The 26,481-nt window shown below is 68.1% G+C and carries 24 protein-coding genes; 21 read left to right on the top strand and 3 right to left on the bottom strand.

Going from position 1 to position 26,481, the window contains the following annotated elements:
- Positions 1-451: gamma-glutamyltransferase (locus OXN85_07275; GenBank protein ID MCY3599756.1), on the top strand; the 451-nt coding region annotated here is incomplete at its 5' end.
- 4 nt (positions 452-455) lie between these two features.
- Here the strand turns inward: OXN85_07275 and OXN85_07270 are convergent.
- On the bottom strand, positions 456-1,985 hold the full coding sequence (locus OXN85_07270; protein MCY3599755.1) for a hypothetical protein: 1,530 nt from the start codon (positions 1,983-1,985) through the stop codon (positions 456-458).
- Between the two features lie 165 nt (positions 1,986-2,150).
- On the opposite strand from OXN85_07270, the gene ggt (OXN85_07265) reads away from it, so the two are divergent.
- The 3 genes from ggt (OXN85_07265) to OXN85_07255 all read left to right on the top strand — a co-directional run bounded on the left by ggt (OXN85_07265) (position 2,151) and on the right by OXN85_07255 (position 7,664).
- Positions 2,151-3,893: a gamma-glutamyltransferase gene (gene ggt, locus OXN85_07265; protein MCY3599754.1), complete on the top strand. Its 1,743-nt coding sequence runs from the start codon at positions 2,151-2,153 to the stop codon at positions 3,891-3,893.
- A 139-nt stretch (positions 3,894-4,032) separates the two neighbouring features.
- The gene (ggt, locus tag OXN85_07260) at positions 4,033-5,772 is read left to right on the top strand and encodes a gamma-glutamyltransferase (GenBank protein MCY3599753.1); all 1,740 of its coding nucleotides are present in this window, start codon (positions 4,033-4,035) and stop codon (positions 5,770-5,772) included.
- Positions 5,769-7,664, top strand: a complete 1,896-nt coding sequence (locus OXN85_07255) for a CocE/NonD family hydrolase (GenBank protein MCY3599752.1) — start codon at positions 5,769-5,771, stop codon at positions 7,662-7,664. Before ggt (OXN85_07260) ends, OXN85_07255 begins: the two co-directional genes overlap by 4 nt.
- Here OXN85_07255 and OXN85_07250 read toward each other — a convergent pair.
- Positions 7,648-8,427, bottom strand: coding sequence for a DUF6263 family protein (locus OXN85_07250; GenBank protein ID MCY3599751.1), 780 nt, complete (start codon positions 8,425-8,427; stop codon positions 7,648-7,650). The two genes, OXN85_07255 and OXN85_07250, sit on opposite strands and share 17 nt — an antisense overlap.
- 44 nt (positions 8,428-8,471) lie before the next feature.
- A complete protein-coding gene (locus OXN85_07245) occupies positions 8,472-9,305 on the bottom strand; it encodes a DUF6263 family protein (protein ID MCY3599750.1) in 834 nt (277 codons plus the stop codon).
- A gap of 210 nt (positions 9,306-9,515) precedes the next feature.
- On the opposite strand from OXN85_07245, the gene radC reads away from it, so the two are divergent.
- The 17 genes from radC to OXN85_07160 form a co-directional block, all read left to right on the top strand.
- Complete coding sequence (radC, locus tag OXN85_07240) at positions 9,516-10,199, top strand: DNA repair protein RadC (protein MCY3599749.1); 684 nt, start codon at positions 9,516-9,518, stop codon at positions 10,197-10,199.
- A 159-nt stretch (positions 10,200-10,358) separates the two neighbouring features.
- The gene (locus OXN85_07235; protein MCY3599748.1) at positions 10,359-12,581 is read left to right on the top strand and encodes a bifunctional (p)ppGpp synthetase/guanosine-3',5'-bis(diphosphate) 3'-pyrophosphohydrolase; all 2,223 of its coding nucleotides are present in this window, start codon (positions 10,359-10,361) and stop codon (positions 12,579-12,581) included.
- 17 nt (positions 12,582-12,598) lie between these two features.
- A complete protein-coding gene (uvrB, locus tag OXN85_07230) occupies positions 12,599-14,635 on the top strand; it encodes an excinuclease ABC subunit UvrB (GenBank protein MCY3599747.1) in 2,037 nt (678 codons plus the stop codon).
- The gene (gene tsaE / locus OXN85_07225) at positions 14,632-15,153 is read left to right on the top strand and encodes a tRNA (adenosine(37)-N6)-threonylcarbamoyltransferase complex ATPase subunit type 1 TsaE (protein MCY3599746.1); all 522 of its coding nucleotides are present in this window, start codon (positions 14,632-14,634) and stop codon (positions 15,151-15,153) included. The genes uvrB and tsaE overlap by 4 nt, the downstream gene beginning before the upstream one ends.
- Positions 15,147-15,830 (top strand): tRNA (adenosine(37)-N6)-threonylcarbamoyltransferase complex dimerization subunit type 1 TsaB, encoded by a 684-nt coding sequence (tsaB, locus tag OXN85_07220; protein ID MCY3599745.1) that lies wholly within the window; start codon positions 15,147-15,149, stop codon positions 15,828-15,830. The genes tsaE and tsaB overlap by 7 nt, the downstream gene beginning before the upstream one ends.
- Complete coding sequence (gene rimI, locus OXN85_07215) at positions 15,814-16,281, top strand: ribosomal protein S18-alanine N-acetyltransferase (protein MCY3599744.1); 468 nt, start codon at positions 15,814-15,816, stop codon at positions 16,279-16,281. Before tsaB ends, rimI begins: the two co-directional genes overlap by 17 nt.
- A gap of 76 nt (positions 16,282-16,357) precedes the next feature.
- The gene (gene ssb, locus OXN85_07210; GenBank protein MCY3599743.1) at positions 16,358-16,798 is read left to right on the top strand and encodes a single-stranded DNA-binding protein; all 441 of its coding nucleotides are present in this window, start codon (positions 16,358-16,360) and stop codon (positions 16,796-16,798) included.
- Positions 16,799-16,859: 61 nt separating this feature from the next.
- Positions 16,860-18,182: a glutamyl-tRNA reductase gene (gene hemA, locus OXN85_07205; protein ID MCY3599742.1), complete on the top strand. Its 1,323-nt coding sequence runs from the start codon at positions 16,860-16,862 to the stop codon at positions 18,180-18,182.
- Entirely contained in the window at positions 18,179-18,928 is a 750-nt protein-coding gene (locus OXN85_07200; GenBank protein MCY3599741.1) for a MotA/TolQ/ExbB proton channel family protein, read from the top strand. The genes hemA and OXN85_07200 overlap by 4 nt, the downstream gene beginning before the upstream one ends.
- A gap of 37 nt (positions 18,929-18,965) precedes the next feature.
- On the top strand, positions 18,966-19,391 hold the full coding sequence (locus tag OXN85_07195; GenBank protein MCY3599740.1) for a biopolymer transporter ExbD: 426 nt from the start codon (positions 18,966-18,968) through the stop codon (positions 19,389-19,391).
- Positions 19,388-20,113, top strand: coding sequence for a TonB C-terminal domain-containing protein (locus OXN85_07190; GenBank protein MCY3599739.1), 726 nt, complete (start codon positions 19,388-19,390; stop codon positions 20,111-20,113). The genes OXN85_07195 and OXN85_07190 overlap by 4 nt, the downstream gene beginning before the upstream one ends.
- Positions 20,114-21,466, top strand: a complete 1,353-nt coding sequence (locus tag OXN85_07185; GenBank protein ID MCY3599738.1) for a hypothetical protein — start codon at positions 20,114-20,116, stop codon at positions 21,464-21,466.
- Between the two features lie 150 nt (positions 21,467-21,616).
- The gene (locus OXN85_07180; protein MCY3599737.1) at positions 21,617-22,261 is read left to right on the top strand and encodes an OmpA family protein; all 645 of its coding nucleotides are present in this window, start codon (positions 21,617-21,619) and stop codon (positions 22,259-22,261) included.
- Positions 22,262-23,056 carry a tetratricopeptide repeat protein gene (locus OXN85_07175; GenBank protein MCY3599736.1) on the top strand — a complete coding sequence of 265 codons (795 nt, stop codon included), beginning with the start codon at positions 22,262-22,264 and terminating at the stop codon, positions 23,054-23,056. It begins immediately after the preceding gene.
- A 98-nt stretch (positions 23,057-23,154) separates the two neighbouring features.
- Complete coding sequence (gene nrdR / locus OXN85_07170; protein MCY3599735.1) at positions 23,155-23,676, top strand: transcriptional regulator NrdR; 522 nt, start codon at positions 23,155-23,157, stop codon at positions 23,674-23,676.
- Entirely contained in the window at positions 23,673-24,467 is a 795-nt protein-coding gene (tatC, locus tag OXN85_07165; protein MCY3599734.1) for a twin-arginine translocase subunit TatC, read from the top strand. Before nrdR ends, tatC begins: the two co-directional genes overlap by 4 nt.
- A 14-nt stretch (positions 24,468-24,481) precedes the next feature.
- Positions 24,482-26,481 (top strand): putative LPS assembly protein LptD (locus tag OXN85_07160; protein ID MCY3599733.1); only part of this gene is annotated, 2,000 nt, incomplete at its 3' end.

The following is a 26,481-nucleotide window of genomic DNA, read 5'->3' as shown; positions in this document are numbered from 1 at the left end:
CCACATGTTCGGCTTCGTGCTCGAGGAGGGACACGTGAACCACCTCGAGGGCGGGAAGCGGGCGAAGGGCGTGATGACGCCGTGCATCATGATGCGGGACGGGGACCTCTTCGCGGCGGTCGGTGCGCAGGGCGGCTACACGATCCCGCAGACGGTGGGCCAGGTCATCACGAAGCTCGCGGTGGCGGGCATGGACATGCAGCTCGCGATCGCTTCGCCGCGCATGTGCGTGAACCGGGGCGGGGGCCGGACGCCGATTCCGGAGGACTCCGTGACCTACCTCGAGGCGGGGTTCCCGCCCGGTGTCTACGAGGAACTGGTGGAGCGTGGCCACTACCTGGCGGAACCCGGCAATCTGGGCGGCGTGCAGGGCGTGCACCGGGACGCCGAGACGGGCGCCCTCGCCGGCGGGTCGGACCCGCGACGAGACGGTCACGCCATCGCCTGGTAGTCCTCTACGTCCTCACGGGGTCCGGGTCCATGACCACCTCGAAATCCTCCTCGAAGCCCACCCGGGTGGGGGAAGGGAGGTAGCCGGAGAGGTCGAGTTGGGCGCCTTCGAGTTCGCGGTCGAAGGCGGCCATGTCTCGTCGCGAGGCCTCTGCGGCGGTGTCGGAGGTTGCGTAGACGATCGGGCCGAGACGCTGGTCCTGGAGCTTCAGCCGGCGCCGCATGAACTCCGCCTCGACGAAGGTCGCACGTATCGCGGGGAAACGATACGTGAACCCTTCGCCCTCCGCCTCCACTTCCGCGTCGAACTCGGCCGCCAGGCGCTCCAGCTCCGCCAGGATCAGCTTCGGCGGCACCTGCCGGTCCTCGAGCGCGCGCGTCACGTGGCGGATCGCGTCGCCAGCCGCGACCCACCGGACGGTCCCGACGCTGCGGGCGTAGACAAGGCCCACGAGCAGGCGCCGCACGTTGCGTCGCATGCGCGCGCGGTTCTCTCCTCTAAGTGCCAGCGAGCGGACGATGGGGATCGCGAAGAAGAGGCTGCTGAAGGTGAACGGCACGACGCCGAGTCCGTAGAACATGACCGGATCGAACGAAGAGGGGAGCCCGAGCACGCTCGCCATCGCCAGGTTGAAGCCGTTCATTGCGCCGATGCCGACGTTGGCCCCGCCGCTGTTGCCCGTCAGCTTCTTCGGGAACTCCAGCCGCATCCATGCCGGCTTCGGCTCGCGCGCCCGGACCTTCCCGTGCGCGCTCCTCATCAGTTCGGGGAAGGCATACACGACCTCGCCCGCCTCCGACACCCGCGGGTCGCCACGGTAGGCGCCGGTGAGGCGTCCCATCTCTTCGACGGCGTCGTCGATCGGCAGGCCGGTGTGCTCGATCAGCTCCGACGACGTCAGGACGCCCTTCCGCGCCTGGATCAGCTGGACCACCGTGCGATCCTTCTGGAGCTGTGTCGGCCTGGGCTCCTCGGGGCCGAAGATGAAGGCGAAGACCTTCTTGTAGAAGGGCGGACGGGCGTCCTTCGGGAGCCGCCTGGCGTGGCGGTCGCCGTAGTAGAGGCCCCTCCGGTCCCACCCGCGTCCCCCGAGGAGCCAGTGGAGGATGAAGAAATCCCCCAGGCCGAAGCCCCTGCGCCCGCCGGAGCCGCGGCCGTCGCGGTTGGCGGTCAGCAGCGCGATCAGGAGCAGGACGAAGACGACGAAGTAGGCGACCAGCATGACCGCCGTCCAGATCTTGAAGGCGACCTTGAAGGCCGACCAGGCGACTCGGCGGAAGCGCGCCCGGAACGGTTCCGCGTCGCGCTCGATGAGCCCGGGATCGAACCGGTACAGGAGGTCGCCCGAATCGGAGACCTCGAGGTGGCCGCGGCGCGTCTCCAAGAGGGACCTGAGGGCGGCCTCGGCCTCGTGGTCCGGCAATCCGGTGGCGGAGACGACATCGCCCAGGGTGGCGCGTCCCTGAAGGCCGCGAAGGGCGGCGATGACTGTGCTGTCGGGGCGGCGGTGGGCAACTGTGACTGGATCGGGCACGCGTGATGACCTTTTCTCCGAGAGGAGGCTGCCGTCTACGATAGCCTATAGGCGCGAGTCCCGCGGCTATTGCGGCGTTCCTCTCGTCGTATGCCGGGTCTTGAGCGGCGAGTGACCCGCAGCCTAGGATCAAGATCTGCGATCCCCCTGCCCAGGAGCCGTCCCATGAAGCGCCGAGATTTCCTCGCCACCTCCGCCGCCGCCGCCGCCGGATCCAGCCTCATCGGATGTCGGCCTCCCGAAACTGCGGGCGCCGCCACCGCCGGGAGCGGACAATGGGGCCCGGCCGGCGACTCGAACGTCCCCGGCCTGCTCGGACCCGCGCACCGGGCCGTGTGGGGAGCACGGGGCGTGACGGCCGCCGCCGACTACTACGCCTCGCTCGCCGGTACCACGATCATGATGCAGGGCGGGAACGCGGTGGACGCGATCGTGGCCGCCTCCGCCATGCTGAACGTCTCCGAGCCCTACATGTCCGGGATCGGGGGCTTCGGCGGCTTCATGCTCATCTACCTGGCCGAGGAGAACCGCGTGGTCGGCCTCGACGCGCTCGGCAAGTCGCCGGCCGCCTCATCGCCCGAGACGATGACGCTCGACGATTTCGAGGCGGGCTACAAGGCGCCCATCGTGCCCGGCGCCTTCAAGGGCTGGGCTGCCGTCCTGGAGCGCTACGGGACGATGAGCCTGGGCGACGTCTTCGAGCCTGCCATCCGGCTCGCCGAGGACGGCTTCGTCGTGTCGCGCTTCGACGAGATCCACACGGGCGGCGCCGCGGCCGAGAAGCTGGGCCGGTTCCCCTCGACGACCCGCGTCATGTTCCCGAACGGCCGTCCGCCGCGCATGGGCGAGATCATCAGGCAGCCGGATCTCGCCGCCAGCATGCGACGCCTCGCCCGGGAAGGGGCGGACGACTTCTACAAGGGAGAGATCGGGGAGCGCGTCGTCTCCTTCCTCGCCGAGAACGGCGGTCACATGACGATGGGCGATCTGGAGTCGTACGACGTCACGTGGAAGGAGCCGATCACGACGACCTTCCAGGGACACGATCTGTACGCGATGCCGCCGGGGTCGTGCGGGATGTCGATGTTCCAGGCGCTCAACATCATGGATGGCTTCGATCTCGCGAACATGGACCTGTACGGTTCCGAGTTCGCGCACCTGTGGCTCGAAGCATACCGGCTCGCCCTCATCGACGACGACCGCTACAACACGGGAAAGGAAGACGTGGATATCCCCGTCGACATGATCATCTCGAAGGAATACGCGGACGAGCAGCGGGCGAAGATCGACCCCGCGCGCATCGCTTCCTTCTCGGGCGCCCCGCTCCCGTTCTTCGGGACGACGAGCCTCTCCTCGGCGGACCGCTGGGGGAACGCGGTCGCCTTCACGCAGTCTCTCGTGAGCGGATACGGGAGCGGCGTGATCGCGGGCGACACGGGGATATTCCTCAACAACGGCCACACCTTCGGCTTCGTGCTCGAGGAAGGGCACGTGAACCATCTGGAAGGCGGCCAGAAGGCGAAGGGCGTGATGACGCCGTGCGTCGTCCTGAAGGACGGCGATCTCGTCGCCGCCGTGGGCGCCGCGGGCGGATACACCATCCCGCAGACCGTGGGTCAGGTGATCACGAAGCTGACGGCGGGTGGAATGGACATACAGCTCGCGATCGCCTCTCCGCGCATGTGCCTCAACCGGGGCGGGGGCCGCACACCGATCCCGGAGGATTCGGTCACGTACCTGGAGGCGGGGTTCCCGCCCGAGGTGTACGACGAACTTGAGGATCGCGGCCACTACCTGGCCGAGCCCGGGAACCCCGGCGGTGTGCAGGGCGTGTACCGTGACGCCGAGACCGGCGCCCTGGCCGGCGGATCCGACCCGCGCCGGGACGGTCACGCCATCGCCTGGTGACGGTCACGCCGCAGGGGCGGCAAGGAAAGTCCGGCTCGCACCCCGGCCGCTGATGAACGCGGCGGCCGGGGTCTTGAGCGGGGGACAACTCGCGGTCTAGGATCAGGGTCCGCGAATCCCTCTGCCCAGGAGTCGAGCCATGAAGCGCCGAGACTTCCTCGCCACCTCCGCCGCGGCCGCCGCCGGATCCGGCCTGATCGCCTGCCGCGCCCCCGAGACAGCCGCCGCGCCCCCTGACGGGATCGGACAATGGGGCCCCGCCGGCGACTCGAACGTCCCCGGCCTGCTCGGCCCCGCGCACGGGACCGTGTGGGGCCGCCGCGGCGTGACGGCCGCCGCCGACTACTACGCCTCGCTCGCCGGCACGACGATCATGATGCAGGGCGGAAACGCGATCGACGCCATCGTGGCCGCCTCCGCCACGCTCAACGTCTCCGAGCCCTACATGTCCGGGCTCGGCGGGTTCGGCGGCTTCATGCTCATCTACCTGGCGGAAGAGAACCGGGTCGTCGGATTGGACGCGCTCGGCCGGGCGCCCGCGGCCTCCTCGGCGAGCACGATCACGCCGGACGATGTCGAGATGGGCTACCGCGCCCCCATCGTACCCGGCGCCTTCAAGGGCTGGGCCGCGGTGCTGGAGCGCTATGGAACGATGAGCCTCGGCGACGTGTTCGAGCCCGCCATCCAGCTCGCCGAGGACGGCTTCGTCATCTCGAAGTTCGATGCACTCCACACCGATGGGAGCGCGGACAAACTCGGGAGATTCCCTTCGAGCACCCGTATCATGTTCCCGAACGGCCGTCCGCCGCGGATGGGCGAGATCATCCGGCAGCCGGAACTCGCGGCGAGCATGCGCCGACTCGCGCGCGAAGGGGCCGACGACTTCTACAAGGGAGAGATCGGAGACCGCATCGTCGCCTTCCTCGCCGAGAACGGCGGCCACATGACGAAGGCCGACCTCGAGGGCTACGAGGTCGCGTGGAGGGAACCCATCACGACGACCTTCCAGGGGCACGACCTGTACGCCATGCCGCCGGGGTCGTGCGGGATGACGATGTTCCAGGCGCTCAACATCATGGACGGCTTCGACCTCGCGAACATGGACCTCTACAGCTCCGAGTTCGCCCACCTGTGGCTCGAGGCGAACCGGCTCGCCCTCATCGACGACGAACGGTACAACACGGGGAACGAAGACGCGGAAATCCCGGTCGACATGATCATCTCGAAGGAATATGCGGACGAACAGCGGGCAACGATCGATCCCGCCCGCATCGCCTCTTTCTCGGGCGCCCCGCTCCCGTTCTTCGGGACGACGAGCCTCTCTTCCGCCGACCGCTGGGGGAACGCCGTCGCCTTCACGCAGTCTCTCGTCGCCCTCTACGGGAGCGGCGTGATCGCGGGCGACACCGGGATCTTCCTCAACAACGGTCACATGTTCGGCTTCTCCCTCGAGGAAGGGCACGCCAACTACATCGCGGGAGGCCAGAAGGCGAAGGGCGTGATGACGCCGTGCGTCGTCATGAAGGACGGGAACCTCGTCGCCGCCGTCGGCGCCGCCGGCGGCTACACGATCCCGCAGACGGTGGGGCAGGTGATCACGAAGCTGACGGCCGGCGGGATGGACATGCAACTCGCGATCGCATCGCCCCGCATGTGCCTCAACCGGGGCGGCGGGCTCACGCCGATTCCGGAGGACTCCGTCACCTACCTGGAGGCGGGCTTTCCGCCCGACGTATACGGAGAGCTGGCGGACCGGGGGCACCATCTCGTCCAGCCCGGAAACCTCGGCGGCGTACAGGGCGTGTACCGGGATGCGGAGACGGGCGCGCTCGCCGGCGGATCGGATCCGCGCCGCGACGGGCACGCGATCGCCTGGTGAGCCGGGGACGGCCGGCGTCCCTGGCCGCGGGGCTGGCGGCGCTGGCCGGGCTCGCCTGCGGGGACGGCGCTTCGACCCCCGCCGACAGCGCGGAAGACGCCCCCGTGAGTGCGCTCACGCGCAACCAGGCGCTTCACGTCCCCATGCGCGATGGCGTCCGTATCGCCGTCGACGTGTGGCTGCCCGACGGCATCCAGCCCGGGGATCGGCTCCCGGCCATGATGCGGGCGACCCGCTACTGGCGCGCCCGGGGCGAAGTCGGCGTCCCCCTCGAGGAGACGTCTAACTTCGCCGAGGCGGAGCGCTGGAACCGGGCCGGGTACGCGCTCGTCCTCGTGGACGGGCGGGGAAGCGGGGCCTCGTTCGGGATCCGCCGCTTCGAGCTCGCCGAAGACGAGGTCACGGATTACGGGGAGGTCGCGGACTGGATCGCGGACCAGCCCTGGTCGAACGGGCGCGTGGGCGCCTACGGCGTCTCCTACGCCGGGAACACGGCCGAGATGCTCGCGGTCAACCGGAACCCCGCCGTGAAGGCGGTCGCGCCCCTTTTCAACGACTTCGACAACTTCGGCCACCTCATCTTCCCCGGCGGCGTGCTCACGGTCGGCTTCCTCGAGGACTGGTCGAACCGCACGCGAATGCAGGACCTGAACGACATCTGCGGCCTTTCCGACGCGATGGGGGCCGCGTGCGACGAGGTGCAGAGTCGGGTCACCGGCGTGAAACCGGTCGATGCCGACGTCGATGGATCGCTGCTCGCCGGCGCGGTTGCGGAGCACCAGGCCAATACCGTGCCCTTCGAGGCGGCGCTGGAGTACGAATTCCGAGACGACCCGTTCGGCCCCTACGGCGAGACGAACGTCGGGCACCGTCGCAGCCCGTCCGGCCACCTCCCGCAGATCGAGGCGTCCGGCGCGGCCATGTTCATCCGCGTCGGCTGGCAGGACGCCGGGACCGTGAACGGAACGCTCGGCCGCTACAACACGATCTCGAACCCACAGCAGGTGTTCGTCGGCCCGTGGGACCACGGGGCGCGCAACGACACGGACCCCTTCAAGGCGGACGACACGCCCGTCGCACCTGACGCCGACGCCCGGTTCGAGGAACTCGTCGCGTTCTTCGACGCGCACCTGAAGGAAGACGGGTCCGGGGAGACGCCAACCGAGATCCACTACTACACGCTTGGCGCCGATCGCTGGACGCGGACGGAGGTGTGGCCGCCGGAGGGCTTCGACGACGTGACGTGGTACTTCGGCGAGGGAGGCGCGCTGTCGATGGAAGCTCCGGCCTCGGAAGCTGGGGAGGACTCCTACACCGTCGATTTCAGCGCCACGACGGGGACCCGGAACCGCTGGTACACGAACGGCGGGGGCGGCGATGTCGTGTACGGCGACCGCCGCGCGGAGGATAAGAAGCTCCTGACCTATACCAGCGCGCCGCTACCGGCCGATACCGAAGTCACCGGCCACCCCGTCGTCACGCTGCACCTGGCGTCCACGGAGACGGACGGCGCCTTCATCGTCTACCTGGAAGACGTCGCTCCGGATGGCACCGTGCGGTACATCACCGAGGGGCAGCTCCGCGGCGTCATGCGCGCGGTCACGGACGCTCCGCCGCTGTACCGCAAGTACGGGCCGCACCGCAGCGAATCGCGCGCCGACGCCCTCCCGCTCGTCCCGGGGGAGGTCGCGGAACTGAGCTTCGACCTGTGGGCGACATCGGTGCTGTTCCGGGCGGGCCACCGCATCCGGATCGGCCTCGCCGGCGCGGACGCGGACACCTTCCTCCGCTATCCGCGAGACGGGAGCGTCCCGGAGTGGACGGTGCACCGCAACGCGATCCACGCGTCCCGCATTGTCCTGCCGATGAAGCCTGCTAACCCGAATCCGTGACCAGTTCGAGCGTCGTCGTCATTTCCATGGGGATGGCCATCCCACCGACCGCCATCTCGAGCTTCGTCAGGCTCTCCTGAAGGACGTACCGGCCCTTGCCCAGGTCCACGATCATCGACCCGCTCAGTTCTCCGCTGATGCTCCCCGGCATCCCGCCCATGTCGATACTGGACTCCACGGGGCCGGAGAACGTGATCGTCGCCTGACCGTCCTCCAGGCTCGAGAGCGTGTACGTGATTTCCACGTCCGTGGTTTGCGCGGGTCCGCCCACCGCCATGGAGACCGGTACGGTCTCCGTCCAGGCATCCCCCGCGGCGACCTCGGCCTCGGGTAGCCAGAAGAAGTCCGTGTCCTCGAACAGCGGCTCCCCGGCCTCCCGGGCCTCGGAGTCCGTGGTTTCGTCGGCGACGACGTTCAGCAGCCGTCCGCGCGGATCCATTTCGATTGTAAAGGCGCTCCCGGAGAGGTCCACCGGATTGACCCCCGGGATAACCGAGGTCATCGAGGACGAGTCGATCACGGCGCCGGCCCGGATGCCCTCCTCCGTCGCGCTCAGGACCGTCTGCGTCAGACGGGCGTGGAGAGTAATGGCGGGTCCGGGAGGCATCATGGGGTTCTCCATGGTCATTTCCATGGAGAAGACATACCGACTCTCCTGACCATCGGGCGGGGCGAGTCGAAGGAGCGTCTGCCCGCTCACGGGGAGAGCGAACGCGACGGCGATCAGGGCGGCGCTGCCGACACCGCGCAGAACTGGTTTCATGGGTCCTCCACTGAGGGTCTCAGGACTTCGGGAGCCGGTTCGCGTCAGCGATCCGGCATCAGTTCGAGTGTCGTCGTCGTATTCACCGTCGTCGACATCCCGGCCACGCTCATTTCCATGTCCTGCCGGCTCGTCTGGCTGACATACCGGCCCTCGACCAGGTCGACGACCATCGTTCCGGACAGGGTCCCCGAGCCGTTCATCGCCATGCCCTGGACATCCATGTCCATGTCCATCGGCCCCTCGAACGAAAGTGTGGCGAGTCCGTCGGCGAGACCCACGAACGTGTAGGTGAATTCCATGTCCAGCGACATCGTTCCGCCGGTCCCCATGGGCATCTCGATCGGCGTCTCGACCATCCAGGCATCCCCGGGGCTGACCTCCCCTTCAGGCAGCACGGAATGGCCGGCTCCCTGCAGCATGCTCTCGACGCTCACCCCGGCATCTTCCGGTACGCCCTCGCTCTCCACGACTTGCAGGACACTGCCGCGCGGGTCCATGTCGACGGTGAAGGACAGCCCGGAGAGGTCGGGCAGCATGTCGTCCATCCCCGGCATCGGCATCCCGAACGTGGTGCTGGCCGAATCGACCGCCCCGCGCACTCGAATGACCTCATCGTCCACACTCAGGACCGTCTGAATCTGTTGCCAGGCCATGGTTATGAGCGGATCCCCGGTCGAAGGCATCATGGGACTCTCCACGCTCGTTTCCATGGAGTAAGCGTAGCGGGAAACCTGACCCTCGGGCGGCGCCATCCGCAGCAGGAGCGGAGCTTCGAGCGGGATGGTTCGGATGGCGGGGGACGGGCCGCACGAGGTGAGGGCGGCGGCGAAGATGAACGTCGTGGCGGCGGCGAAGCTGCGCCATCGTGAATGCATGTGGTCCTCCTGACGGGATGGAGACAGGGACTCGGGAGTTCGCGCGTTCGAAGGCGCGATTCCCGCCCCGGCTCGGCTGTTCGTCCTCGGCCGCCACGGTGCCCGCAACATGGGCGATCCGATCGGAGTGTGCCACCGGCGCCGGGGACGATTTACCCTCCGCTACCCCCGAGTTGAGACGGAATTCATGGCCGCGGGGATACATGACGCATGGCTCCGAAGATCCTCGAACTCCCGGCGAGCGAACGTCCGCGGGAGCGGCTCCGCCGCTTCAGCCCCGACGCGCTCTCGACGACGGAACTGCTCGCGGTCGTGCTCGGCGCGGGCGCGACGGGGCGTTCCGCGGTGGACGTCGCCGGGCGTCTGCTGGCGGACTTCGGCGGCTCGCTGCGGGAGATGGGGCGCGCGGAGCCAGCCGAACTGGAGCGGACCGGGGGGGTCGGCCCCGCCCGCTCGGCCGCCGTGACCGCGGCGCTCGCGCTCGGGCGGCGGCAAGCCGCCGAACCCGCCCGAGCCAGCGCCCGCATCCGCAGCCCGGCGGACGTGTTCGGACGCCTCGGCCCCCTGTTGCGGGATCGCCGCCAGGAAGAATTCTGGGTCATCTACCTGGATACGCAGAGCCAGGTGCTGCTCGAGCGGCGACTCACGGTGGGGCTCCTGAACAGCTCGCTCGTCCACCCGCGGGAAGTGTTCGCACCGGCGATCGCCACGGCCTCGGCCTCGGTCATCCTCGCCCACAACCACCCGAGCGGCGAACCCGAGCCGTCGCCCGAAGACATCGCCGTGACCTGCCAACTCGTCGAGAGCGGCCGGCTGCTTGGCATCCCCGTCCGCGACCACATCATCCTCGGCGACCGGGCCTACGTGAGCCTTCGCGAACGCGGCGTCTGCTGAGATATCCCGCCACGCCCCACACCGGGTTCCCGGCCCGGCCCGCGCCGAACTCGCGCGCTACTGCTACCTTTACGGGTTGCCCAGGCCGTTTGATGGCGGCTGCGGGTGCGGTGTGGCGCCACACCCGGGCGGTGACGTCTCAGGGACGGAGCGCGAAGCGTGGAGAGCAGCCTCAAGCGGGAAGTCGACCGGGCCGCGCCGGGAGCGGGCCCGAGTTCGCTGCTGCCCAGGGACTTCATCAAGGCGATCGAGGGCTACGAGGCCCGCCTCGACCTCGACCTGCTCGCCCTTGCCTTCCAGTACAGCCTGGAAAAACACGAGGGTCAGAAGCGTCGCTCGGGCGAGGACTACATCCGCCACTGCGTGGAGGTTGCCAAGATCCTCATCGAGATCCGCCTCGACACGGTGAGCATCGCCGCGTCGCTCCTCCATGATGTGGTGGAGGACACGGACACGACCGTGGATGAGATCCGGACGGAGTTCGGGGAGGAAATCGCCCTCATCGTGGACGGCCTCACGAAGATCTCGCTGTTCGCGTTCGGCTCCATGGCGGAGCGCCAGGTCGAGACCTACCGCAAGCTCCTCCTCTCCATGGCCCGCGACGCGCGCGTGATCATGGTCAAGCTCGCGGACCGTCTCCACAACATGCGGACGTTGGAGCATATGCCGGCGGGCGCGCGGCAGCGGATTGCGCTTGAGACCCGGGAGATCTACGCGCCGCTCGCACACCGTCTCGGGGTCGCGCGCCTGAAATGGGAACTCGAAGATCTCGCCTTCAAGTTTCTGGAGCCCGAGGGGTACAGGAAGCTCGTGAAGGAGGTCAACGCCACGCGGCGTGAACGCGAGGGACTCATCCGACGCATGGAGGAACCGCTCCGGGCCGAACTGGACGGCGCCGGGGTCGTGTGCGAAGTCACGGGGCGTCCAAAGCACCTCTGGTCGATCTACGGCAAGATGATCAAGCGCGACAAGCCGTACGAAGAGGTCTACGACACGCTGGCGATGCGGCTCATCGTGGATTCGGTGCGCGACTGCTACCACGCGCTCGGCATCGTGCACAACAAGTGGACGCCGCTGACGGAGCGCTTCCACGACTTCATCGCCACGCCGAAGTCGAACATGTACCAGAGCCTGCACACGACGATCTTCGGCCCTGGCGGGGCGCTGTACGAGATCCAGATCCGCACGCACGAAATGCACCGCACCGCGGAGTACGGGATCGCGGCGCACTGGCGCTACAAGGAGGGCCGGTCCGGAGATGAGGTCGACGACGAACTCGCGTGGTTCCGGCAGGTACTCGAGTGGCAGCAGGAGACGCGCGAGCCGGAGGAGTTCATGGAGTTCCTCCGCATCGATCTTTTCCAGGATGAGATCTTCGTCTTCACCCCGGCGGGAGACGTCAAGCAGCTCCCGAAGGGGGCCACGCCCATCGACTTCGCCTTCGCGGTTCACACCGAGGTCGGGCTTCGCTGCCAGGGCGCGAAGGTGAACGAACGGATCGCCCCGCTCAGCCGTCCGCTTCGGAACGGGGACACCGTGCACATCCTCACCTCCGATTCGCAGACGCCGAGCCGGGATTGGCTGGGCTTCGTAAGGAGCAGCAAGGCCCGTCACGAGATCCGGCAATGGATCCGCGATGAGGAACAGGAGTCCGCCGTCCAACTGGGGAAGGACATCATTCAGCGGGAGTGGAGACGCCGCCGACGCGGGAAGGTGGATGAGGCGGCCCTCAGATCTGCATGCGAGACCTTGGGGTACGATGGGCCCGATGCGCTCCATGCGGCCACGGGCCGCGGGGATGTGGGGCTCACGCGCGTGATTCGTGCCATCCTCCCGGAGGTCATCCCCGAAGTGCCCCAGAAGAGTCCGAGTCCGCTTCACAAGCTCGTGGACAAGGTCTGGGGCGGCGGCGGCCAGGGGATTCGGATCCAGGGGATGGAGAACCTGATGGTCCGGTACTCCCAGTGCTGTCAGCCGGTACCCGGGGACAGGGTCATCGGCTATATCACACGCGGCCGCGGAGTTTCCATCCACAGGCAGGACTGTCCGAACGTCCTGAATCTGTCCAACGCTCCCGAGCGCCGGGTGGAAATCGAGTGGCAGGCGCACGGCGAACGCCGCTTCCTCGTCCGCATCGTCATGGAGGGGACGGATCGCCACGGTCTGTTCGCGGATATCGCCCGCGCGGTCAGCGACACGGGCACGAACATTCAGTCGGCCGACATCAAGGGGGTCGAGGGAGGGATGCGCGGGCAGTTCGTCGTGGAAGTCGAGAACCTGACGCATCTGCAGAAGGTCATGCGACAGGTTCAGGGCGTGAAGGGCGTGATCTCCGTCGAGCGGAAGGAGTCCTTCGGGGAGAGCGGCCTCACCATCGAGTGACCCGCCGATTCGAGACCATGCCCCGCTTCGACCTCCAGCTTCCATTCGAGCCCATGGGCGACCAGCCCACCGCGATCCGCGAGTTGGCCGAGGGCGTCCGCCGCGGCGACAAGTGGCAGACACTGCTCGGCGTTACCGGCAGCGGGAAGACCGTGACGCTGGCGGCGATGATCGCGGAAGTCAATCGGCCGACGCTGGTCATGAGCCACAACAAGACGCTCGCCGCCCAGTTGTACGGAGAACTGCGGCAGTTCTTTCCCCGCAATGCCGTCGAGTATTTCATTTCCTACTACGACTACTACCAGCCCGAGGCCTATGTCCCCGCCACGGATACTTTCATAGAGAAAGATGCGTCGATCAATGAGGACATAGACCGACTGCGGCTTCGCGCCACCTCCGCCCTCATGGAACGGCGAGACGTGATCGTCGTCGCCTCCGTGTCCGCGATCTACGGGCTCGGCGATCCGGTCGGCTACCGGGAACTCATGCTCACGCTGCGCGAAGGGCAGGAGATATCCCGCCGGGAGATCCTCTCCGGACTCGTGCAGATCCAGTACTCGCGGAACGACCTCGATTTCGTGCGCGGCACGTTCCGGGTGCGGGGCGATGTGATCGAGATCCTGCCCGCGTACGAGGAGCAGGGGGTCCGGGTCGAGATGTGGGGCGACGCGATCGAACGCATCTCGAAAATCGATCCGATGACCGGCGTGACCATCACCCGCCTGCCCGAGACATCGATCTTTCCCGCCACGCACTACGCAACGCTCGGCCACCGGCTGGAGGAGGCCCGACACGCGATCTACGTGGAGCTGGAAGAACGGCTGATGCACCTGAGGCAGGAAGGCCGGCTCCTCGAAGCACAGCGCCTCGAACAGCGCACGCGGTTCGATCTCGAGATGCTGACCGAAGTGGGGTTCTGTCCGGGGATCGAGAACTACAGCCGACACCTGGACGGACGGGCGCCCGGCAGCCGTCCCTACTGTCTCCTGGACTATTTTCCGGATGACTATGTCGTGGTCGTCGATGAGTCCCATGTGTCGATCCCGCAGATCGGTGGCATGTACGAGGGGGACCGCAGTCGAAAGACGACGCTGGTCGAGTTCGGTTTCCGGCTCCCGTCCGCGCTGGACAACCGGCCGCTGTCGTTCCGGGAATGGGAAGATCTCGTGCCGCGCGCCATCTTCGTGAGCGCGACGCCGGGCGAGTACGAGTTGCGGAAGAGCGAGGGCGTGGTCGTCGAACAGTTGATTCGGCCGACCGGATTGCTGGATCCGGAAGTGGAGGTACGGCCGGTGCGCGGGCAGGTAGACGACCTGCTCGGCGAGATTCGCGGGCGGACGGAACGGCGCGAGCGCGTGCTCGTGACGACGCTCACGAAGCGGATGGCGGAAGATCTGTCCGAGTTCCTCGCGGTGCGGGGTGTGAGGGTGCGCTACATGCACTCGGACATCGCGGCGATCGACCGCGTGAAGATCCTCCGCGACCTGCGGCTGGGGACGTTCGACGTCCTCGTCGGGATCAATCTGCTGCGCGAGGGCCTCGACCTGCCGGAGGTGTCTCTGGTCGCAATCCTCGACGCGGACAAGGAGGGCTTCCTCCGTTCGGACCGGTCGCTCGTGCAGACGATCGGGCGCGCGGCCCGGAACCTCGCCGGGAAGGCGATTCTGTACGCGGACAAGGTGACGGATTCGATGCGGCGCGCGATGGATGAGACGGCGCGGCGACGGGAGGTGCAGGCCGAATACAACCGGGAGCACGGGATCGAGCCGCGGTCGATCGTGAAGTCGGTGAGGGAGATCCGGTTCTCGACCGCCGTGGCCGATGCGCGGGAGGCGCAGCCGGCCGTGCACGAGCGGGAAGGCCCTTACGAGGAACTGTCGCCGGAGGCCCTGGCCGAGGCGATCGAGAAGGACATGCGCGCCGCGGCGGCCGCGCTCGACTTCGAGACGGCGGCCCGGCTGCGGGACGAACTGTTCGAGATCCGTGCGCGGATCGGCGACGGGAAGGAAACGCGACCGCCGGGGTTGCCGATCTCCGCCGGGGATCCGGCATGAGCAGCACCGTGCTGGACGAGGCGGGGCTCGAGCGGTGGGGGCGGGAGGTCGGCGCGACCGCGGATCGCGAGGAGGTCTTCGTCGCGCTCACCGGACCGCTCGGCGCAGGAAAGACGCGGTTCACGCAGGCGGCGTGCGCCGGAGCGGGCGTGGACGAAGCGGTGACGAGCCCGACCTACACGCTCGTCCACTGGTATGCCGGCGACCGGGGTCCGGTCGGGCACGCCGACCTGTACCGTCTCCGCGATCCGTCCGAACTCCTCGCCCTCGGGTGGGAGGAACTCGAAGCCCACGCGGGGGCGGTCTTCGTCGAGTGGGCGGAGCGGGCCGGAGAGGAGCTCCCGATGGACCGCTGGGAAGTTCGGCTCGAGTTCATCCGCGGGGCCGAGACGGCTGACGGGGCCGCCGGGTGCGCCATGGGTGCGTTGCGACGAGTGACCGCGCGCCGGCTGGGCCGCGTCCCGCCGATTCCGGATCCGGGCCCGTACGCCGGAGGGGCGGAGTCGTCCGCGTGCTGAGCCTGGCGCTGGAGACGAGTACGGGACTCGGCGGCATCGCGGTGGGCCGCGGAGACACCCTGATTTCCGAGTGTGCGCTGGCCGTCCGCGCGACGCACTCGGAGACCGTGCTCGACGAGGTGGAGCGCATGCTCGCGCGCGCCCGGATCGGCGTTGACGACGTTCAGCGTGTGATCGTGGGAGCGGGGCCCGGCTCCTTCACCGGCGTGCGGATCGCGGCTTCGCTGGCAAAAGGCTGGTGCCACGCGAGGGGTGTGCCGCTTTTTGCGTATTCTAGTCTTCGCGCCGTCGCCGCCTCCGCGGGGCGTGAACGCGTCTGCGCGCTGTTCGACGCCCGGCGGGGCGAAGTGTACGGAGCCGCCTTCGACCGGGGACCGCTGGAGGCTCCCGTCCGCGGGCCGGCGGCGTGCGACATCGACCGGTGGGTCGCGGGGCTGGAGGACTGCGGGTCCTGGTCCTTTGCGGGGGAAGGCGCGATCCGGCACCGGGCCACGATCGAGGCTCGCGGCGGAAGGGTGCTCCCGCCGTTTCTCGGCGTACCGCGCGCCGGCGCGCTCCTGTGGCTGGCGGAGAGGCTTCCGGCCGGCCGCGTCGTGGACATCGACGCGTGGGAACCCCGGTACGTGCGGAGTTCCGGGGCCGAACGCCAGGGCGGGCGCCGTGGCGGATCCGGGTAAGCCGACGCTCAGGATCCGGCCGCTGGTCGAGTCGGATCTCGGGCAGGTCACGGCGATCGAGGAGGCTTGTTTCGCCACTCCCTGGTCGGAGCGGACGTTCAGGAACCTGCTAAGGCGCCCCGACGCGGTGCTCCTCTCCGCCGTGTACGAAGAGCGGCGCGTGGCGGGGTACGCTGCCGTGTGGTTCGTCGGGCGCGAGGCGGAACTGGGGGACCTCGCCGTGGCCCCGAACGACCGCCGGCGCGGGATCGGCGGCGAACTGGTGGACGCGGTCTTCAAGGAAGCGCGGATCCGGGGTGTCATCCGGATCTTCCTGGAGGTGCGGGAAGGGAACCGAAGCGCACAGGAGCTCTACCGAAGCCGTGGATTCGAGATCGTCGGCCGGCGTCGCGGGTATTATGCGGGCCCGAAGGAAGACGCTCTCGTCATGCGGCGGTTGCTGGTCCGTTGATCGTTTTCTGTTACCTTGATCCTCTTCATCATCACCACCACCATGGACCTTCGAGTCGATCATCGGGGAGGCGGGAATGGCGCGCAGTCTGAACAAGGCGACACTCATCGGAAACCTGGGCGCGGACCCGGAAGTGCGGTCGACGAACACGGGTACGCGGGTGGCGACGCTTTCCGTCGCGACCAGCCGCCGGTGGACGACTCGTGCCGGTGACCAACAGGAAAAGACGGAGTGGCATCGAGTGGTCTGCTGGGACCGCCTCGCCGAGATTTGCGAGCGATACCTGCGCAAGGGCGACCGCGTCTACGTGGAAGGCCGGATCGAGTACCGGCAGTGGGAGGGGCAGGACGGCCAGACGCGGTATACGACGGAGATACGGGCGCTTGAGATGATCATGCTCGGGAGCAGCGGCGGCGGTGGAGAGAGCTATTCGACGACGGAACCCCGGCAGGAGCGTTCGGATTTCTCGGAGTTCTCCAACCGGTCCGTCGCGGGTGAGGACGATCTCCCCTTCTGAGGCGGCCGGCGTCGCGATCGCCGGATCTCGCCACGGCATGGAGTCCCCCCTGCCGGAGAGGATGCCGCATGCTCCCGCCGACGCGCTCGTCGCCGTCGGACTCAGCCACCGGACGGCTCCCATCGACATCCGGGAACGCTTCGCGCTGGGAGATCACCGACGGGCGGAGTGGGTCGACAATCTGACGGCCAGATCGGCGGTTTCCGAGTGCGTCGTGCTCTCCACCTGCAACCGGACGGAATGCTACCTGGCGGGGAGCGACGCGGAGGCGCTCGACCGCCTGGCGCGCGACGCGCTGTGCGCGGTCTCGGGCCTGGGGACCGCCGGAGACTCGTACCTGGCCACGCTCAGGGGAACGGGCGCCGTCCGCCACCTGTTCCGTGTCACCAGCGGCCTGGAGTCGCTCATCGTCGGCGAACCGCAGATTCAGGGCCAGGTCCGGGGAGCCTATCGGGATGGACGTCCCACTGTGGGGCCGGTACTGCATCGCCTGTTCCAGTCGGCCCTCCAGGTCGGCGGGCGCGTGCGGGCCGACACGTCGATCGCGAGCGGCGTAACTTCGATCCCCGGCGCGGCGGTCGGTCTCGCCCGGAAGGTCTTCGGCTCGCTCGACGACCGTTGCGTGCTCGTACTCGGGACCGGCGAGATGGGAAGACTCACGGTGCAGTGCCTGAAGCGGGAAGGGGCAGGGCGCGTGTTCCTCGCGAGCCGCAACCCGGACCGCGCCGAGCGCGTGAGCCGGCCCCTTGAGGCGCTCCCGATGCGAAGGAGCGCCGCGCTCGATGCGCTGGATCGGGTGGATCTCGTCATCGCCTGCACGGAGTCGGAGGCGGCCTTCCTTCGGGCGGCGCACGTCGGCGGCCCCCGAACCGGGGCGGCGCCGCTCGTGATTCTCGACATCGCCGTGCCCCGCAACGTCGATCCGCGTGTGGCCGAGATCTCCCATGTGTTCCTGCACAACATCGACGATCTGCGGCAAGTCGTGGATCGAGCCCGGGCGGCGCGCGAGCACGAGCGCGCGCGCGCGGAGGCGATCATCGAGCGGCACGTCGCGAGGTACCGGGTCTGGCGTCGCAGTCGTCGCGCCGATCCGGCCGTTCGGGCGCTGAGGCACACCGCTCGCCAGCTGGTCGTCGATGCTCTCGCAAACCACACCCCGGTTCCCGACGACGAAGACGAAGCCCGGCGGCTGGCGAGTCAAGCCGCGCTCAACAAGGTGCTGCACGGGCCGACACGCGCCATCCGGTGGCTCGCCGAACGATCCGACGGCCGGGAGTGTCTTCGTCGGATGGAACCATGGTTGGCAGGCCGCCGGGGCCCGCCGGCCGGGGACGTGGGGAGGGGGCGGATGAGTTCGGACAGGCTGCAGGGGAGGCGCACGTGATTGCAGGCGCCGGGATCGGGGTCGGAGGGGGCTTGGGGGTCGTGCAGGATCTTTCCGCCCGCGTGATCGATTCCCCCATCGACATGATCCTGGGCGCGACTCTGCCCACGAAGATCATCCTCACCGTGCTCGCCGCCTTCTCGCTCGTGTCATGGGTTCTCATCATTTGGAAGTTCCGCGAGTTGCGCGCCGTGAACGCGCGGGCGGATGACTTCGTGTTCGCGATGGCCGGGGCCAACGGCCTCGTGGACCTCAACGACGCGCTCGCGGAACTCGACGATTCCGCCTTCAGACGGGTGTTTCGGGAGGGGATCGCCTTCTTCTCCGAGCTGCGCCCGGGCGCGCTCGACGCCACGCACGTGGGAGACGGGTTGAGCCCCACGCAGCTCGAAGCGCTGTGGCTGGTGCTCGAGAAGAGTCTCTCGGAGGAGAAGGATGAACTCGCGCACGGGCTGCCCTGGCTCGCGATCATCGGCTCCGTGAGTCCTCTCCTCGGCCTCATGGGGACCGTCGTGGGCGTGATGAACTCGTTCATCGGGATCACATCGCAGGGGTCCGCCAACATCGCGGCGGTCGCGCCGGGTATCGCGGAAGCGCTCACGACCACGGTCGCGGGGCTTGCGGTCGCGATTCCCGCCGTCATCGCGTACAACCACTATGCCTCCCGCCTGCGTCTCTTCGTGGGAGAACTGGAAGGATTCGCGAGCGAATTCGTGGGGACGCTCGCGCGCGAGGGGCGCCTGTGAGCCGGGACTCCGGCGGCCGGAAGATGAGGAACGCGGGATGAAAAGGCGCTTTACACAGCAGGCCGACGGGATCGGCGTCGTGGCGGAGATCAACGTCACGAGCCTCGTCGATGTCGCGTTCACCCTCCTCATCATCTTCATGATCACGGCGCCCATTCTCCAGGGCGGCATCGAGATTGATCTGCCGGAGGGCGTCTCCGCGCCTCTCAGCGCCGCCGATGCGCTCGTGGTCTCGATCGACGCCGATGGGCAGATCTACCTCGATGACGTGCCGGTGACGTTCGAGGAGTTCGACGCTTCGCTCGGGCTGGCCCTCGACCGCTTCGAGTCGGACCAGGTGTACCTGAAGGCGGATGGCGACCTCGCCCTGCGGGAGGCGACGCGGGTCATGGGTCCGATTCAGGACGCCGGCGGCGTGCTGAACATCGTCACCGATCCGGACCCGAGGCGTCGCCGTCCATGAGGCTGTACGGAGGGGCGGAAGCCGGGGGCGGTCGGGGACGCTGGCGCGCATGGCGGCGCGGAGGGCCGCAGCGCCACGGGCGTCCTCCCAGGCGGGCCGTGTACGGCTCGCTGGGCGTCCACGGAGGCCTCCTGGTCCTCGCGGTGTTCGGCGACGCCGTGATCCGCCCGGCTGAACTGCCCACGACGTACCGGGTGAACCTCGTCGCGTTCGCCCCGGACGATGCGCCGATCCGCGTCGATCCCTCGCCGCCCGAGGTCGCGGAAGAGGAGAACCGGCCGCCTCCGCCCGAGCCGACGCCCGACCCGGTGCCGCAGGTGGAGACGCCCACCGTGGAGGCCGAGGTTCAGATCGAGCGCGAGGCGGAACCGGAACCCGCGCGGACCGAGGAAGTCGGCGAGGAGGTGCGCACGATCCGGATCGCCGGCGAGATCTCGGCCTGGCCCGAGTACGAGGAGAACATCATCCGCCAGATCCAGCGCCGCTGGCGGCCCCCCGTCGGGGCGCGCGAGCTTCGGGCCGAGATCTACTTCATCATCCACCGGGACGGACGGGTGACGGGCTTCGAGTGGGTGGCCAGATCCGGGAGCCTGGTCTTCGATGTCCAAGCGATGGGAGCCGTGGAATCGGCGGGCCGCGACCGGGCCTTCGGCCCGCTTCCCGACGACTTCCCGGCCGACGCGCTCGCCGTCTCGTTCTTCTTCGACCCGAGCGCACGCTGAATGGACAGATCGGGAGTATTCCGGGGACGCCGGGCCGCGGGGCGGGGACGCCGCGTCACGGTTGCGGGGCTGGCGCTGGCCGCGTCGGCGACGTCATCGCCGCTGAGCGGCCAGGAGGGCGGCGCGGTCCGCCTGGGCCTCACCTACGAGGCCCGCTACGTGCCGGGCATGGTCGTCGCGCCCGTCTCCGCGAGCGCCGGATTCGAGGAGCTGGGCCAGGCGGTCGGCGAGATCCTCCGCACGGACCTCGACTATTCCGACCGGTTCGAGATTCTCGCGGTTCCCGACACGCTCACCCTGAGCGGCCCCCCGAACTACGCGCTCTGGAACCAGCTGGGAGCCGTGTGGCTCCTCACCGCGGACATCTCCGTCGCGCCGGGGACGCAGACCCCGCTCCTCAGGGTCAGCCTGCACGACCTCGTGCACGGGAACCTCGAGAACGTCCAGGCCTTCAGTCTGCCCTCCACGGATGCGGCCGATTTCCGAATGTCGGTCCACCGGGTCTCGGACCGGATCGTCTTCTGGGCGACGGGAGGCCAGCGCGGCATCGCCGCGACCCGGATCGCCCTGCGCCGGAGAGATGGGGACGGGACGTCCTACCTGTTGCTCATCGACAGCGATGGCCGGAACCCCCAGCGGATCGAACCCGGAGGGCGCAACGTCTATTCGCCCGCCTTTTCGCCGGACGCCAGCCGCATCGCGTATACGATCCAGGACGAGACGGGGTACTTCTCGCTCGTGGAGTTGAATCTCATCACTGGCAGCCGCCGAACGGTGAAGTCCGGGAGACTCATCCAGACGCCGAGCTGGACGCCGGACGGACGTCTGGCGTACGCGGAAGGCGTCGGCGGAACGACGCGCGTCGTGGTCGAGGGCGACGGGCCGCTGACCGAAGGCCGGGCGCAGTCGCTGAATCCCAGCTTTTCGCCGGATGGGACGTCGTTCGCGTACGAGGCCGATCCGGCCAACGAGCAGCAGGTGTACGTCCGCGCCGTTTCGGGTGGCCCGGCCCGCCGTATCAGCATCTACCACCCGCGGGAGGACACCAACGCGGCGGGCCCGGACTGGTCGCCCACCGGCGACCGGATCGCATATTCCGCCCTGAGCGACCGCCGCTGGCAGATCTTCACGGTGAACCCGGACGGCACCGACCGGCGCATGCTGACTCGGCGCGGCGAGAGCGAGGATCCCAGTTGGGCCCCCGATGGCCGTCATCTCGTCTTTTCGTCGATCGACTCGCAGGGCTCGACCGTCTGGATCCTCGATGTCTTCACCGGGAAGTCCCGGCCCCTGACATCGGGACGGCTCGACGGTCTCCCGGACTGGTCGCCTCCCATCCCACCGGGCTCATGACCGGAATCGTCTCGCGGGTTGCGACTTGACGGGTCTTTGATAGGTTACGAATCCGTGTTGAAACCGGGATCGGGTCAGCGTTTTCAGCGCCGACGTTCACCCTGTCCTCGCCGAATTTTCGTCCCGCAACTGGTAAACAAGGAGACCTCGATGCGGCTGAGCCACCGATTCTCTCCCATTCTTCTCGTTGCGCTACTGGCGACGGCGTGTAGCGGCAACCCGGAGCCGGAGCCGGTCCCCCCCCCGCCCCCGCCCCCCCCGCCCCCGGTCGTGGATGACAGCGCGGACCGCGAGGCGGCCGCGGCCCGTCTCTGCGACCAGGCGATGACGGCCATGGAGGAGGGCGACTTCACGCGAGCGCGCGAATTGCTCGAGCGGGCCGTAAACGACTATCCCGGCACGACGTGCGCGGAGTCCGCGCCCGCGAATATCGAGCGCGCGATGGACGGAGAGGCGATCGTTGCGCGGATTCACTTCGACTACAACGAGTCCGCCATCACGGACGCCGCCGCCGCGATTCTGCAGCGCAAGGCGGACGCGCTCGGGGATCGGTCCGGCATCCGCCTCCGGGTCGAGGGCCATTGCGACGAGAGGGGTTCCCTCGAGTACAACCAGGCGCTCGGCCTGAGAAGGGCCCAGGCCGCGGTCGACTACCTCTCCAGCCTGGGGCTGGACGCCGACCGCTTCGATGTCGTGACGTTCGGGGAGGAGATGCCGCTGGCCCGGGGGAGCAACGAGTCGGCGTGGCGGCAGAATCGTCGCGGCGAATTCGTCATCACGGACGGAGACATCTAGATGAAGCATGCGGCGGTCGCCGTGCTGTTGGGCGTTGCGGCCGCCGCCTGCGCGTCCCGGGGCGATGTCGAGACGATGGGCGACGCCCTGCGGGACGATATCGCCGTTCTCGCGGAGGGTCAGCGGCGGCTGGCCGAGGCGGTGCAGGCGGACCTGGAGTCGATCGAGAGTTCGAGCCAGCGCCGCGAGACGACGGGACGAGGCGAACTCGAACGGCTCATCGATCGGGTCGAGGATCTCTTCGAGCAGATCATCGAGATGTCCGCGCAGAACAACCAGTTGCTCAACGACATCTACGAGAATCAGCGCAGCCTGGGCTCCCCCTCTCGGGCGGGTTTCCCCGGATCGGCCGACGCGGGCCCGCCCGCCGCGGGTCCGACCTCAACGGAATCGGACTCCGCGTCCGGCTCTGGATCCGACGAGGCGTCCCAGTTCTACGCGCTGGCGCTCGGCATGTACCAGCGCGGCAACATCGAGACCGCGCGCGACGCGTTCCGCGACTTCCTCGCCGTCTACGGCGGCCACGAGTTCGCACCCGACGCCCAGTACTGGGTGGCGCGCACGTACGAGGACGCCGAGGATCCCGGTGGCGCTCTCGAGGAGTACCGCCGGCTGACGGAGCTCTATCCGGATTCGAGCCGGGCTCCCGCGGCGCTCTTTCGCCGGGCGATGATCGAGGCGGGGCGCGGCAACACGGCGGTGGCGAGGCGGTTGTTCGCCCAGATCGAAAGCGGCTATCCGAACAGCCCCGAGGCGCCGGAGGCCCGCCGGGAACGCGAGAGGCTGGGCGGTTAGCAGCCCGTGGCAAAACCCCGCGTCAGCGCCGAGAGCGGTGAAGCGCTCGTTGCCACGGGGTGCTAGTGCCGCAGACCCCGCGGTGACCGCAGGCTACCGTGCAGTGTCCCGGCTGTAACCACATGGAGGCGCGGGTCGTCGACTCCCGCACGAGTCGCGGCGGCCGGGCCATCCGCCGCCGCCGCGAGTGTCTCTCCTGCGGCGAACGCTTCACGACCTACGAGCAGGTCGAGGAAGAGCCTCTGCTCGTCATGAAGAGGGATGGCGGCTCGGAAACCTATGATCGCGGGAAGCTCCTCGAGTCCGTCCGCGTAGCCTGCACGAAGCGACCCGTATCGAACCGCGAGATCGAGTCTCTCGTGGATGAGATCGAGCAACGGCTGGCGGCCGCGGACCAGCGGGATGTCGCGAGCCTGCGGCTGGGAGAACTCGTCATGGAGGGGCTCCGCGCCCTCGACCAGGTCGCGTACGTGCGCTTCGCCAGCGTATATCGGAACTTCCAGGACACCACGGAGTTCATGGAAGAAGTGCGACAACTGGGACAACTGCTACGACGCGCCGGGCACAGCGCGGCCGGGCAGGTCGAACTGTTCTCGGCGGGAGGCGACGAGGGCCGATGAGGCTGCGGAGACAGACCCGAGGTGCGACCGATCAGGCGGAGATGCCCTTCCTGGATCACCTGGATGAGCTTCGCTCTCGTCTGATCCGGGCGCTCCTCGCGCTCCTCGTCGGCATGATCATCGGGCTCGTGGCCGTGATGCAGTGGGACGTGCTCGGCATCGTCCAGCGGCCGATCGCGGATCTCCTCCCGGGCGAGGCCCTTAACTATTCCAGCGTGACGACTCCGTTCATCACCATCCTCAAGCTCGGCTTCATCGTGGGGCTCATCGCGGCCTTCCCCTATCTCGCCTGGCAAGCCTGGGGCTTCCTCTCGCCGGCTCTGTACGAGAGCGAGCGCAGGTTCGCCATCCCGGCGATCGCCTCGGGCACCATCCTCTTCATCGCCGGCATCTCGATGGCGTACTTCCTCGTCCTGCCGCTCGGGCTCGAGATCCTGCTAACCTTCTTCACCTTCGATGAGCTCAACCCGGTCATCATGATCAACGAGTACCTGACCTTCGCGGTTCGGTTGATCCTGGCGTTCGGGCTCATCTTCGAGCTGCCGGTGGTGCTTGTCTTCCTGTCGCTGCTCGGGATCGTGACGCCCGAAGGGCTCGCCAAGTACCGGCGTCACGCGATCGTCGTGATGGCCGTGGTCTCGGCGTTCCTCACGCCCGCTGACCCCTACACGATGCTCGCGATGATGCTGCCGATGATGTTTCTGTACGAGATCTCGGTGATCATGATCCGGGTGCTTCGGCGGCGTCGACAGGAGACGGAGCAGGCCTCCGAGGAAGGAAGCTCCGCCTGAAGCTGCGTCGGCTCTTGGCGCTGGCGGCCCTGCTCGGCGGCCTCGGCGCAACCGAAACCGCGCGCGCCGCGCCCGCGGGTGCCCGTCCCCTGCAGTTCACCGCCCGGGCGGACACCGACAGCGTCGTCGTCGCGGGACGGGATTCCCTGCGGCAGGACTCGGCGTCACGGGATACGCTGGACATCCCGGAGGCCGACTCGGCCGCGGTCGGCGACTCCGCCGCTGCGGTCGGCGACTCGGTAGCGGTCGGCGATTCGAGCGCCGCCGCGGCGGTCCCCGCGCTCCCGGACTCGCCCGCCGCGGACACCCTCGACGCCGAACCGACGGATCCGCCCTTCCCGCAGCAGGACGACATCTTCGGACAACTCCTCGGGGAGCCGGGCTACCAGGTCGTCCGCTACCAGGGGCGCGGGGTCGAACTGGATGTCGACCGTCAACGAGTGCAGCTCAATCGAGAGGCACAGGTGATGTACGAGCAGTCCGCCATCGATGCGGACACGATCACGTACGAGGCGGGTCTGCAGTTCGTGCGGGGCTGCGGCAACATCTCTCTCACCGGGGAAGGGGAAAACGTCATCTCCGACGAGTGTTTGAACTACGACGTCTCCGCAACCAAGGGCACCGTCGTGGACGCGCGAACCTCGTTCGCCCAGCAGGGCGCCGACTGGTTTATCCGAGGGCTCATGACCATGCGGGGCTCCGGCACCGCCTTCGTCGAGACCGGAAACTTTACCTCGTGCGACCTCGACGAACCGCACTACTATTTCCGCGCCGGGCAGATCAAGGTCGTCTCCAACGATATCGTCGTGGCGTGGCCCGTGACCCTCTACATCCAGAACGTGCCCGTCGCGTGGCTTCCCTTCTTCGCGCAGGACATTCGGGAGGAGCGGAGAAGCGGTTTTCTGCCTCCCCGCTTCGGGTTCAACGATGTTGTCGCGTCCTCCAGCAACGCCCGGCGGAGCATCACCGACTTCGGGTATTACTTTGCGTTCAACGAATTCATGGATGCGCAGGCGACGGCCGACTGGTTCAGCGGGCGCTTCACCCGCCTCAACGGCGCCGTCCGCTACCGCTCGATCAAGAAGTTCTTCCGCGGCAACGTCATCGCGAGCTACAGCTTCGGGAACGAGAAGACCCTGCAGTTCCAGATGCGGCACAATCACGAGTTGACTCCCGTCACGGACATACGGGTCAACGCCAACTTCGTCTCGAACACCACCGTCTTCGAGCGTCAGACCTTCGACCCGACGGTGCAGACGCAACGAATCGCGTCGGATGTCGGGATCCAGCACCGGTTCCCCTTCGCGTCCGTCAACGTGAGCGGAAGCCGGCGCCAGGATCTGGGGGCGCAGAAGGGGCGGACGGACCTCACGCTGCCCAAGCTTCAGATGACCTTCTCCCCCCTGACCCTCTTCCGCGCACCCCGCAACCGTAGCGGGCCGTTCAACAATATCGTCGTCAACGGCGCCTTCTCCGCGTCGCGCCTGGACCGGACGCGGGAGGAGAGCGATGGCAAGAGAACCGAGGTGGCGTCCGCGAACAGCGCCGTCCGCATCGGCTCCTTCGGAGTCAGCGGGCGCACGAGCTTCAACCGCAACTCCGTACTTCCGTTCCAGCCGATGGCCGGCGTCGATACGACGGCGTCCGCGACGTCCGGGAGCGTTTCGAAACTGGACTACGGAGCCCAGGCGGAATACCAGATCGACCTCATCGGGAGCACGACGCTTCGTCCCACGCTGAGCGTGGACGCGAGCCGGTTTCAGTCGGACGACACGAACGGAGAGTTCCTCGCTGCGCCCGCGCGTCTCCGCGTCGGAGCCGCGGTGTCCACCGATATCTACGGGTTTTTTCCCGGCGTCGGCCCGTTCGAGCGGATCCGCCACAAGGTCTCGCCCCGCTTTCACTACGACTATTCGCCGGCGGTAGAGGCCTCCGATTCCCTCCTTGCGATCCCGGGGTTCCCGGTGTCGAATTCCAAGGAAGAGAACCGGCTTCGCGTCACCCTGAACCAGAC

Origin of the sequence: Candidatus Palauibacter australiensis (assembly GCA_026705295.1) — a bacterium.
Classification (GTDB): Bacteria; Gemmatimonadota; Gemmatimonadetes; order Palauibacterales; family Palauibacteraceae; genus Palauibacter; species Palauibacter australiensis.
This window is presented reverse-complemented; position numbering and strand designations above follow the sequence as displayed.